Source organism: Cloacibacterium normanense, from assembly GCF_003860565.1.
In the GTDB taxonomy this organism is placed as follows: Bacteria; Bacteroidota; Bacteroidia; order Flavobacteriales; family Weeksellaceae; genus Cloacibacterium; species Cloacibacterium normanense.
Genome location: NZ_CP034157.1, coordinates 1280858 through 1294197, shown reverse-complemented (window position 1 = coordinate 1294197; position 13340 = coordinate 1280858). Strand labels below are relative to the sequence as shown.

The 13340-nt window shown below is 35.3% G+C and carries 7 protein-coding genes; 5 read left to right on the top strand and 2 right to left on the bottom strand.

The features are described from left to right. The first annotated feature begins 20 nt into the window (after window positions 1–20). The 5 genes from EB819_RS05925 (at window position 21) to EB819_RS05905 (ending at window position 12220) form a co-directional block, all read left to right on the top strand. Window positions 21–1874 (top strand): DNA topoisomerase 3, encoded by a 1854-nt coding sequence (locus EB819_RS05925; protein ID WP_245993231.1) that lies wholly within the window; start codon window positions 21–23, stop codon window positions 1872–1874. 1259 nt (window positions 1875–3133) lie between these two features. Then, window positions 3134–6301 (top strand): helicase-related protein, encoded by a 3168-nt coding sequence (locus EB819_RS05920; protein ID WP_069796507.1) that lies wholly within the window; start codon window positions 3134–3136, stop codon window positions 6299–6301. A 1-nt stretch (window position 6302) separates the two neighbouring features. Next, a complete protein-coding gene (locus tag EB819_RS05915) occupies window positions 6303–7073 on the top strand; it encodes a DUF4391 domain-containing protein (protein WP_069796505.1) in 771 nt (256 codons plus the stop codon). After that, a complete protein-coding gene (locus EB819_RS05910) occupies window positions 7070–8947 on the top strand; it encodes a site-specific DNA-methyltransferase (protein WP_069796503.1) in 1878 nt (625 codons plus the stop codon). Before EB819_RS05915 ends, EB819_RS05910 begins: the two co-directional genes overlap by 4 nt. A gap of 228 nt (window positions 8948–9175) precedes the next feature. Next, window positions 9176–12220, top strand: a complete 3045-nt coding sequence (locus EB819_RS05905; RefSeq protein WP_124878685.1) for a type III restriction-modification system endonuclease — start codon at window positions 9176–9178, stop codon at window positions 12218–12220. A 184-nt stretch (window positions 12221–12404) separates the two neighbouring features. Here EB819_RS05905 and EB819_RS13015 read toward each other — a convergent pair whose 3' ends face one another. Next, on the bottom strand, window positions 12405–12596 hold the full coding sequence (locus EB819_RS13015; RefSeq protein ID WP_069796499.1) for a transposase: 192 nt from the start codon (window positions 12594–12596) through the stop codon (window positions 12405–12407). A gap of 491 nt (window positions 12597–13087) precedes the next feature. Then, complete coding sequence (locus tag EB819_RS05895; protein ID WP_069796498.1) at window positions 13088–13339, bottom strand: hypothetical protein; 252 nt, start codon at window positions 13337–13339, stop codon at window positions 13088–13090. Between the last annotated feature and the right edge of the window lies 1 nt (window position 13340).

Sequence of the window (13340 nt, the reverse complement as noted above, 5' to 3'; positions counted from 1 at the left end):
AGCCCTTTTAGAATTCAATCATGAAACTTTGTATTGCAGAAAAACCAAGTGTAGCAAGAGATATCGCTAAAGTTTTGGGAGCCACCACTCCTAAAAGTGGCTATATGGAAGGCAATGGTTACTGCGTAACGTGGACTTTCGGACATCTGTGTACCTTGAAAGAACCTCACGATTACGCACCCGAATACAAAGCGTGGAATCTCTTCTTACTGCCCATAATTCCTAAAAATTTCGGAATTAAATTAATCAACAATACCGGAGTAGAAAGACAGTTCAAAGTTATAGAATCTTTGGTCAAAGAATGTGAGGAAGTCATCAATTGCGGGGATGCTGGTCAAGAAGGAGAACTCATTCAGCGATGGGTTTTACAAAAAGCCAAATGTGACAAACCCGTAAAAAGACTCTGGATTTCTTCTTTGACGGAAGATGCCATAAAAGAAGGTTTTGAAAAATTAAAATCTGCCGAAGATTACAAAAATCTCTACTTAGCAGGAAACGCCAGAGCAATAGGAGATTGGCTTCTCGGAATTAATGCTACCCGTTTATTCACCAAAAAATTTGGAGGAAACAAAGCCGTTTTATCCATTGGGAGAGTGCAAACACCTACTTTGGCAATGCTCGTGAAACGCCAAAAAGAAATAGACGCCTTCGTTCAAAAAGACTATTGGGAACTCAAAACCAAATACCGAGAAGTGGTTTTCACAGCGGCAATTGACCGTTTACAATCGGCAGAAAGAGCTGAAAAAGGTTTGGAATATCTCAAACAAAATCTTTTTGAAATCATTGCTTTTGAAATCAAAGAAGGAAAAGAAAAAAATCCACGATTGTTCGACTTAACGGGACTTCAGGTAGAAGCCAATAAAAAATATGGATTTTCTGCAGAAAGCACGCTCAATTATATTCAAAGCCTCTACGAAAAAAAACACACCACCTATCCTAGAGTAGATACCACCTACCTTTCGGAGAACTTATATCCAAAAATTTCGGGAATTCTCAGAAGCATGAATTTTTATTCAGACTTAACAGCTCCTCTTTTAGAAGCGCCAATTCCAATGTCAAAAGCCGTTTTTGATGATGCCAAAGTCACAGACCATCATGCGATTATTCCAACGGAAATCCCGCCAACTTCCAACTTAACCAGAGAAGAAAAATTAGTCTATGATTTGGTGGCAAAGCGTTTCATTGCAGTCTTTTATCCAGAATGTAAAATTTCCAATACTTTGGTAGAAGGTCAGGTAGGAACCATCAATTTCAAAGCATCGGGAAAACAAATTCTCGAGCCAGGTTGGCGCATAGTCTATGCCAAAGACCAAAAAGAAACGGCTGAAAAAGAAGAAAAAAATGAAGAACAACTTATTCCTGAATTTACAGTGGGCGAAAAAGGCGAACACGAACCTTTTGTGCATCAGGGAAGAACTACTCCGCCAAAACCATATACAGAAGCTACATTGCTAAGGGCCATGGAAACTGCAGGAAGACAGGTGGAAGACGAAGAACTGCGTGAACTTTTGAAAAATAACGGAATAGGAAGGCCTTCTACAAGAGCTAATATTATTGAAACGCTTTTTAAACGAAAATACATCGAAAAGAAAAGGAAAAATCTTTTCGCGACTCAAACGGGTATTGATTTAATTGATACCATAGAAGATGAATTGTTAAAAAGTGCCGAACTAACAGGAGAATGGGAGCAAAAACTCAGAAAGATTGAAAAAGGCGAATACGAGGCACAAAAATTCAAAGAAGAACTCATCGAAATGGTAACCCAACTTACCAAAAAAGTCATTGACAGCAAAGGAAAAGTCATCTCTTTTCAAGAAGAAAAAACCACCAAAACCAAAACCAAAAAGAAAAAAGACACCAATCCCGGCGACTGAGCCTGTCAAATTCCGTTGGCTGAGCCCGTCGAATTCCGGTGGCTGAGCCCGTCGAAGCCATTTTTTTAAATGGCCTTTAATCACCTCATAACTTCATAACTTTAATTGGTGGCTGAGCCTATCGAAGCCACTTTGTCATTTCTTAGAAATCTCAAATTATAGAAAGTTTCCAGAACATCTCCGATGTTCCTCAGTGTCCTCAAAAACGACATCATTTCACCTATACTTGGTGAACTTTGTGATAGAAATACTCTTACCTCGTAACTCGCATCTCATCCCGATGGCACGATTTTCTAATCTGTGAATACAAACTAGAACTCTGTCATTCTGAACGTAGCGTAGCAAAGTGAAGAATCTTTTTATAAGTAGAATATGTTCTTTTCTACATGTATAAACTGAAAAACTAGTGCACTTCCCACAACATCTCCGATGTTCCTCAGTGCGCTCAAAAACACAATCATTTCACCGATTCTCCGTGAACTTTGTGATAGAAATACTCGCACCTCGCACGCCGCATCTCGCACCTCATCCTGATGGCGCGATTTTCTAATCCGTGACTACAAACCAGAACTGTGTCATTCTGAACGAAGCGCAGCATAGTGAAGAATCTCCTCATAAAGCAAAATATTTCAACTTCACATCTTCACAATTTCCAATGTTCCTCGGAGTCCTCAAAAGCGCCATCATTTCACCCCATTTCAGTGAACTTTGTGATAGAAATACTCGCATCTCGTACCTCATCCCACATCAATTTCCACCCCGCTTCAAAGCGAATGAATTTCGCCAACTTAGCTCACTTAAAAAAGCAATTCAAAAAAAAAATCTTTGCGATTCAAAAACAATTCTCCCATTGAAACAGATTTCTAATCATCAGTAAAATATATAACCTTGTCATTCTGAACGAAGCACAGCGTAGTGAAGAATCTCTTCATAAAGCAAAATATTTCAACTTTACGACTTAACAACTTTTCAAATCATCAACTTTACGATTTCACAAGTTCATAACATCACGAATCCCGTTGACTAATCAAAGACCAAAAGTCTGCGAACGAAGTTCACGAAGCCAAAATTCATACAATCAGTTCTCCTCTTATAGAGGGGTGGCATTCCGAGCATCGGAATGACGGGGTGTTTTTTCATTCAAGCAAGTAATGAATAAACATTTTATTGTTTTCCTCTTTTTTAGTAACAATTGGTTTTGTATTTTTGAGAAAAATATTAATAATTAATATTTTTGTATAATAGATTTATTATTTGTAATGAAAATAATTAATAACCAAAATATAGTCCTTATCAACGAGGTAAATTCTTTAATTAAATATGAGTCTAAAGTTTATTTAAGTTGTAATCACTTCACCGCCTTCGCTTTATTTGAACTTGTTGAGTCTTTAAAAAAAGCAACTCAAGTTCAAATAATGCTTTCAATTGATTTAAATTCCGAAGATGATTTTAGATTGATTCATGCTCCTTCCGAAAAGCAACTAGAGTTTGCTTTAGACCGAAAAAGTAAAATCAACGAAGTTGTAAGTTTTTTGAAGGATAAAATCGAAATTAGACAAGGTAGTCTTGGTAACCAGAACATCTTAATCATAGAAAACAATGGTACTTCGCAATGCTTTATGCTTACACCTCTTGATTTAGATTCATTATGTTTGGGTATTGCGAATTCTAAATCTCCAATCTTTATAAACTCTTTCGAGGATTCAAATAATCAGTATTTGTCATTGTTTAATAATGCATGGAGCAACAGCAAATCATTTTTGAATGATTCCATTATCCAACGACTACAAAAAAGCACTATAGATTTAACTCCAGAAGCGATATACAAATACAGTATTCGAGAGATATTTCACTATTCTACTGTAAGTGAGCGAGCAGATGAAAAGTTGGAAAAAGTTGGATTCAAAAACTCTAAGATTTGGCACTTGCTTTTCAACTTTCAAAAAGATGCGGTAATCGGAGCTATTGAAAAAATTGAAAAATACGGTGGCTGTATCATTGCGGATTCAGTTGGACTTGGAAAAACTTTTGAGGCTCTAGCTGTAATCAAATATTATCAACTTCGAAATGATAGAATCTTGGTACTTGCTCCAAAGAAGCTTAGAGAGAATTGGACAGTTTACCAGCAGAACGATATTTACAATGTGCTAGCTGAGGATAGGTTGAATTATGATGTTTTGAATCACACTGACCTTTCAAGGGAAAGAGGTAAATCGGGTGATATTAACTTGGAAACTATCAACTGGGGAAATTATGACCTTGTGGTTATTGATGAATCTCATAACTTCCGTAACAACCCAAACAAAAGAGAGGGAATCACTCGCTACAAACGTTTGATGAATGATGTGATTAAGTCAAACATCCGAACAAAGGTCTTAATGCTTTCGGCAACACCTGTGAACAATAAAATGAATGACTTAAAAAATCAAATTTCATTTATCACAGAAGGAAATGATAACTATTTTTCAGGTCACGGTATAGAGAGTATAACTCAAGTAATGCGTGATGCGCAACGAAGATTTACCAACTGGTATCGAAATGGTGACCCGAATAATTTGGATGTAAAATCGTTAATGGAACACCTAGATGGGTCGTATTTCAGAATACTTGATATGCTTACTATAGCTCGTTCAAGAAAGCACATCGAAAAATACTATGATACAGCAGACATTGGTAAATTCCCGAATCGATTAGTCCCAATTACTATTTATCCAGAGATTGATACCAAAAAACAATTCAAAGATATTGGTGAAATCTACGATGAAATTAGCACCCTAACCCTTGCTTCATACTCACCGTTAGGATACGTGAGAGCGGACAAGCGTGAGTTTTACGAAGAAAAATACGATATGCAAACTGCTACGGGTTCTGTATTTAAACAGGTTGACCGTGAGCAAAGTTTGATTTATTTGATGCGTATCAACCTTTTGAAGAGATTAGAAAGTTCAATTCATGCCTTCAAGTTAACGGTTGAGAGTTTAATACATACAGTTGATGAAAATCTTAGACAAATTGAAGAGCATCGAAACGGTAACATCGATACAGACTTCAACATTACCGATATTGACATAGATGATACAGAGTTTGAAGATTTACTTGTTGGTGGTAAAACAAAGGTCTTACTTCAAGATATTGATACGATTCGTTGGAAACAAGATTTAAAAGGCGACAAAGCTGTTTTGACGGCTTTATTAGGTAGCATTCGTTTAATTGATAACAATCGAGATGCAAAGCTTTTAGAGCTAAAAAATCGAATTGGAGACAAGATTCAAAACCCTATCAATCAAGGAAATAAAAAAGTAATCATATTCACTGCATTTGCCGATACTGCCAAGTACTTGCATGAAGAGTTGAAAGATTGGTTACAAAAAGAATATGGAATATATTCGGCTTTGGTCACTGGTTCTGAAACCAACAAAACCAATATGCCTCATTGTAAATCTGATTTGAACTCCATCTTAACCAACTTTTCACCAAAGTCTAAAAAACGATTCGATTTGAATCCAGACGAAAAGAATGAAATTGATGTGCTGATTTGTACTGATTGTATTTCAGAGGGACAAAACCTTCAAGACTGTGATTACTTGGTAAACTATGACATTCACTGGAATCCCGTTCGAATTATTCAACGCTTTGGTCGAATTGACCGTATTGGTTCGCAAAATGAAAATATCCAACTAGTGAACTTCTTTCCTAGTATGGAGCTAGATGGATTCATAGACCTTGTAGCTCGTGTTCAAGGGCGTATGGTAATGCTTGATGTGAGTGCCACGGGTGAAGACAATATCATCTCACAAAATAGCCGTGAAATGCAAGATTTGGATTATCGTAAAAGACAGTTAAAACAGCTACAAGACCAAGTGATTGACTTGGAGGATGTACAAGGAAACATTTCGATTACCGATTTGACATTTAACGATTTCAAGATTGATTTGGAGAAAAGTACAGATGCTCAATTATTGGAGCTAAATGAAATTCCAAAGGCTTCTTATGCCATTGTCAAATCCAATCTGGAAGAAATCAAACAAGGGGTTATTTTCTGTTTGAAAGACTCTACAGAAGACCATGCAAAGCATTTGAAGAATAACATTCTCTACCCATTCTTTTTGGTCTATATCAGTTTAGATGGTAGTGAAATTATCAAAGGGGTGCAAACCAAGACTGCTTTAGACTATTTCAGAAAGCTGTGCATGGGTAATGATAGAATAGTTCCAGAGTTAATTGCAGAATTTGATAAAGAAACAAAAGGGAATAAGCGAATGGATGCCTATGTGAAACTACTCAAGAAATCTATGGATGAAGTGAAAGGTATTCAAGAAGAAATTGGTTTGGATTCGTTGGCAACACCAGGAGGAACAATGCTTTTCGCTGATGCTATTCAACAAGAAGAAAGTTTGGAATTAATCAGTTATATAATCATTAAATAAATTGAGTTTAAGCTACGTTGACATACTAAACTTACCCGAAAGATCATTGCTTCAAAAAAAGCTCACTAAGGCTTTCTTTTTGAAAAATTTTGACCTATCAGCTACTGAAAAGAAAGTGCTGAATAGTACTATTGTTCAAATGGAATGGTTAGCAAGCTTAAAACCTTCAAATTGTAACGTTCCTTCTGTTATTAATGACTTGGTAACCTATGAAGAAGTCCAGATAATGATTTGTAATGTTGGGAATGAAAAAGTGGATGAGGTGGCTACGAATTGCTTCCAACTTTTCCAAAAACATATTCCTTATAACATGCTGGTCATAGTAGAAAATGACACCGAGTTTAAGCTGAATGTATGTGAAAAACGCATCAACCAAAACGATAAAACAAAGCGTACTATAGAGAATCAATATACCTCTGGAACAATTTCAAAGTTATATAAAACAGAGCTGAGTGATGCTTTTTTAACTACTTTAGACTTTTCTAAGCTAGATAAAACCAATTTAGAAATGCTTTATCGTGGGTATTGCAATGCTATTGTTCAGTTCAATAGTGCTTCGGTAACGGGTGTTTTTCAAGCAAGAAATTCTGCCAGAACACAAGATGATTTGGTCATGCTAAATCAAATAGAAGACCTAGAACGAGATATTTCGAAGTTGACCAATCAATTGAAAGCTGAAAAGCAACAAAACCAAAGAGTAACGCTAAACATAGCGATACACCAAAAAAGAAAACAAATAGAAGACATCAAAATAAAACTAAGTCAAATATGAGCCTAGAAAAAATAACACAAGGAGCAGAACAAACTAAAAGTCTTGACCTTGTAAATGAAAACATCCAGAAGTTGAAAGAGCTTTTCCCAGAAGTATTAGCTGAGGGCAAAATAGACTTCAAAGTACTTCAAGAAATTTTAGGTGAAGAAATTGAAGAAGGTGAAGAATACTACCGTTTCACTTGGGCTGGCAAGGCACAAGCACGTAGAGAAGCGCACAAACCCAGTACAGGAACGTTAAGACCCTGTAAAGAGGAAAGTGTGGATTGGGATACCACCCAAAACCTTTACATTGAGGGTGACAACTTGGAAGTATTAAAGTTGATGCAAAAAAGCTATGCCAACAAGGTAAAGATGATTTACATTGACCCACCTTATAATACTGGAAATGATTTTGTTTATAAAGATGATTATAAAGATAATCTTAAAAACTATCAGGAAATAACAGGTCAAATTGATAGCGAAGGCAATAAACTTGCAACAAATTCAGATAGTGACGGTCGTTACCATTCTAATTGGCTCAATATGATGTATCCACGATTGAGATTGGCCAGAAATTTACTAAAAGAAGATGGTGTAATTTTTATCAGTATAGATGATAATGAAGTAGAAAATTTAAAGAAAGTTTGTCATGAAATTTTTGGAGAAGAAAATTTCCTTGAATGCCTAATTTGGAAAAAAAGGGCAACTCCCCCAAATGACAGAAACATTGGAAGAATACACGAATTTATTTTATGTTATTGCAAAGACATTAATTCAAAAAAGCTTGGATTATTACCAAGGGATGAAAAATCTATAGATAGATACTCCAATCCTGATAATGATTCAAGAGGACCATGGGTAGCTTCTGATTTGAGTGCAAATGGAAAAGGCGGACGAATAGTCCAATCTTGTATTTATCCGATTAAGAATCCGAGTTCAGGTATTGAATATTATCCTTCAGAGGGAAGATGTTGGCTTTTTAATAGAGAAAAAATGGACGAATTTATTACTCAAGGTCGTATAGGATTTAGAGAAAATACTGGAGCCCCATATTTAAAAAGATATCTAAATGAAGTCAGACAGGGTTTAACGTTACCTACTATTTTAACAGAGTTTGGATTCTCATCCACATCAGCTAGTGAGGCAGATAAAATTTTTGAGAAGAAGGGAATTTTCGAATACGCAAAACCAACAACTTTACTTGAACCTTTATTGAGAATTGGTGTCCCTCAAAACAATGAAATCATTTTAGATTTTTTTTCAGGCTCAGGGACTACAGCTCAGGCTATATTACAGTTAAACAATGAAGACTTTGGAAGAAGAAAATTTATTATGGTTCAAATACCAGAACCAACTGATTCAAAAAGTGAAGCTTACAAAACAGGATACAAAACATTGACTGCAATTGGTAAGGAGCGAATCCGCAGAGCTGGGAAGAAAATAGCAGAAGTAAATCCAGACAAGGTAAAAGACTTAGACCTTGGTTTCAAGGTATTCAAGCTTGACAGTTCCAACATCAAAGGTTGGGACGGTAATCCAGAAGACTTAGAAACAAGTTTATTTGAGGCTCAAGAAAACATCAAAGCAGACCGCACCGAAGAGGATGTGCTGTTCGAGATTTTATTGAAGTATGGTTTGGATTTAACCTTACCTATCGAAGAAAAAGTCATGGAAGGTAAAAAGGTGTTCAACGTTGGTTTTGGTGCTTTGTTTATTTGCTTGGCAGATGGTATCACAAACAAAGTTGCCGAGGGTATTGGCGCATGGAAACAAGAGCTAAATCCAGCTACTTGCCGAGTGATTTTCAAAGACAGTGGTTTCACTGATGTCGAAAAAGCGAATGCAGTACAGACCTTGAAACGATTTGGAATAAACGAGGTGAAAAGTATTTAAGCAAGACTTATACACTAGTAAGCAAGGTTATCAACAAAGGCTAAAAAGCTTTAAAATCAACTGTTTTAGAAAAATAAGCAAGTTTTATTCACAGTTAAGCAAGGTGGAAATCTTATTTGACCGTTATTTGATTTTAGAGGTGCTAATTGGCGTAAAGCCTAGAAAATAAAGCGATTTTTTATTTGATGGTTATTTGATAATCAGATAAAAAAAACAAAAATAGAGATTATGAAAATACAATTTGACGGAGCATTAAGCTATCAACAAGAAGCTATTGATGCCATTGTAGATATATTCAAAGGACAAGAAAAATGTGAATCCAATTTCACGGTGTATTCTCCATCATTCTTAGCACAACAGCAAAACTTAGAGTTTAATGAAACTGGTTACGGTAACCGACTTACCTTAACAGAAGGTAAAATATTGGAAAACGTACAAAATATTCAGTTGGGTAACGGATTAAAACCATCCATCCGAGGTGAAGTTAATCGAAATGAATTAGACTTTACTGTTGAAATGGAAACGGGTACTGGTAAGACCTATGTTTACCTTAGAACGATTTTGGAATTGTACACCAAATTTGGATTTTCTAAGCATATTATTGTCGTTCCATCCATTCCCATTAAAGAAGGGGTATTCAAGTCATTACAGATTACCAAAGAGCATTTACGAGAGTTGTATGATAATGTGAATTACAATTTCTTTGTCTACGACAGTAGCAAGTTAAATGAAGTTCGTGATTTTGCAACGAATGACCGACTAGAAATCATGGTCATTAATATTGATGCTTTTTCTAAGAGTTTTGAAAACCCATCGGACGATAAAAAATCAGCTAACATCATTCACCGTTACAATGATTCTTTGGGGTATAAACCTTTGGACTTAATCAAAAATACCAATCCATTCATCATTATAGACGAACCCCAAACAACAATGAGTACTGCTTTGAGAAAAAAAGCAGTGCAAAACCTTAATCCTTTGGCAATGGTTCGTTATTCTGCAACTCACAAGGAAAAGGTTAACTTAATGTACAAATTAGATGCTGTAGATGCTTATCAGAAGAAACTGGTAAAGCAAATTGAAGTTGGTTCTGTACAAACGGAAGGAGCAAACACACAAGCTTATATAAGATTACTTGAGATTAAATTAAGTAAAGGATTTCCAACAGCTAAATTGGAGCTGGATATATTTAAGCAAGGTTCTGTATCAAGAAAAGCAGTTTGGGTAAAGCAAAACGATGATTTACAAGAACTGACAGACCGAGATGAATACGAAGGTTTTATTGTAAAGGATATTTATGGTGTCCAAGGAAACGAATACATTGACTTTACCAGTAGAGAGGAGATTATTCGGTTAGGAGAAGCCATTGGAAATGTTGATGACCGACAAGTAAAAACAGCTTTAATCAGCAAGACCATAGAAGAACATTTAGATAAAGAAATAATCCTCAATCCTCAAGGAATTAAGGTACTCAGTCTATTCTTTATTGACACTGTATCCAAATATAGGATGTACGATGAAGACGGAAATGTGACCAATGGAGAATATGCAGAGATATTTGAAAAAGAATACTTGAAATTGATCAAAAAACCCAAGTACAATTCCTTGTTTGGTGAGATTAAAGATATTGAATCAACTGTTTCACAAATACATAATGGTTATTTCTCTATTGATAAAAAAGCAAAAAGTAGTAATAAAAAAGAAAAGTTTGAATACTTCAAAGACACTAGCGGAAATACCAATGCAGATGAGGATACATACAATCTCATTATGAGTGATAAAGAAATGTTATTGAGCTTTGATTCTAAACTTCGTTTTATATTCTCGCACTCTGCTTTAAAGGAGGGATGGGATAATCCCAACGTATTTCAAATTTGTACTTTAAAAGAAGCGGGAAATTCAGAAATAAGAAGACGACAAGAAATTGGTAGAGGTCTTCGCCTTTGCGTGAATCAAGAAGGAGAACGAGTTTATGGCCATGAAGTAAATACATTGACTGTAATGGCAACAGAATCCTATGTGGATTTTGTGGATAATTTTCAAAAAGAAATTGAAACAGAGACAGGAATTAAGTTTGGGGTATTAGCTTCACATAGCTTTAGTGATGTTGTTGTCGAAATCATTAATATCGAAGATGAAGAAGGAAACCCAACAACTGATACAATCTATTTAGGACAGGAAAAATCGGTTGAGCTATTCAATCACTTAGTTGCAGTGGGTTACATTGATGCATGTGGCAAAGTTCAAGATACATTAAGAATTGCATTAAAAGACGGTGAAGTTAACTTGCCCGAAGAATTTACAGAAAACCCGCAAGTGGTCAATCAAATTATCAATACACTTAAAGAAACGGCTGGTAGATTGGAGATTAAAGATGCTAGTAAAAAGCAATTGGTGAAAGTTAATAAAATGATTCTCGATAGTCCAGAGTTTCGTGAACTTTGGGAGCGTGTAAAGTTCAAGACAACTTTTTCTGTAAATTTTGATTCTGAAAAATTAGTCAAACAGTGTATTAATGCAATTGATAGTCAATTAAAAATTACTAGAGGAAAGCTAACATATACGAAAGGAACTCTAACAATGGATGCTGGTGGTGTTGGCGTGAGTAATGTTGTGAACGAATCGGAGACTCTCTATGGTGAAGTTGAACGCTTACCAGATATCATTGGGTATTTACAAAATGAGACTCAATTAACTCGTAAATCTATAGTTAAAATTCTTACGGGTACCAATAGACTAAGACATTTTAAAGCAAATCCACAAAAGTTCATTGAAGGGTGTGTTGATATTATCAACGAACAAATGCGAATGCACATTATCGATGGAATAAAATACCAACGTTTGGGTGATGCTGAATTTTACAGCCAAGAACTTTTTGAAAACAAAGAGTTATTTGGATACCTCCAAAGTAATCTTAAAGAAAGTTCGAAGTCACCTTACACACATGTAGTCTATGATTCAAACATAGAATCAAAACTTGCACAACAATTTGAAGAAAGTAAAAATATTTCTGTTTATGCAAAGCTACCCGATTGGTTTAAGATAGATACACCGCTAGGAACATATAATCCAGACTGGGCGGTAATGTGGAAGGATAAAGATGAAGAAAAGCTATTCTTCGTTGTGGAATCAAAAGGTAGCACAGGTCTTTTTGATTTACGACCAAAGGAGCAAGCAAAGATAGATTGTGGTAAAAAACACTTTACTGCTATTTGTAGTGAAATGATAGTTGCTACAAGTGTTGAGGATGTTAAAAATTTTGTATTGAAATAAATTGGCTCCTATGGCGCATTCTATGCAAAAACCAAATAAAAATATAAAAATTTTAAGATGCAAATTTGTAAGTATTGACAAAAGGAGAATCTCTGCTAATAACAGCAAAAGCTCTGCTTACAATTTTGCGTTTTAGATTATTTAGTACCAAGAGCGTATGTTTGCCTTCATCTCGTTTTCGTTGCTAATATTCCTTTAGTTCTGCATCGTATTTTATAGCATTTAATGCTACGAGATGCAGAAGAGATTTTATTTTCTTATCAGCAAAATGATTTACTTTGGTTCTTCCTCTTACACTCGAGCCAGAACTAAACTCAAAAGGAGCAATGCCAGAATAACAGGCAAACTTTCTCCAATCCTTAAAAACACTATACAAGATTCAGCACTTGTCCAATTGTTTACATCGTGAAAAGCTCCTTCGCTCATATTCATACCTTTCGAAGTTTGTAATTTAGAGAGTGGGTGTTTAAAAGAAAACAAGCACAATCTAAGCTATGTTACATTGAGTTTGTTTAGCAGCGCAGTATACATAGTAAATAAGCACGGTCGCAATGGCTGAGCACAGACCGAAGGTCTGCGAACGAAGTTCACGAAGCTACGGTAGGGGGAAAAGAAAATTGTTTAGCTACCACTGGTTGTTTAGCGCAGACCAAAGTTCACGAAACCCTTTGACTGATCGTAGTCGAAGTCAGGGTAGTGAAGAGTTTTTTGAATCAAATCTGATAGTTCAAAAATTAGTTATTACAGTGGTTGTTTATTTCTTTTCTTTAAAAAAGGAATAAATTTTCAATAATGTAGGAATATAAATTGAGTAGTAAAGAAGTCTTGTAGGAGATATCGTGAATAAACAATGGTAGATATAATATTCTATTCTATAATGACCAATTGATTGTTTTCAAGTTTAATTTTTTTTGTCAATGACATTTTATGGCGGGTGATGATATTGTCAGATTTAAAATTTCTTTTTAATAGTTCTTTCCTGATTTCCTCCAAGTAATATGCTCTTGCATTTCCCCAACCTTGGTTTCCTACTTGTTGATTAAATTTTTCAATAAGTTGTTCATCTTTTAATAGTGAGAGGGTTTTAATAAAATCATATTGATCATTTTTAGTATTCATA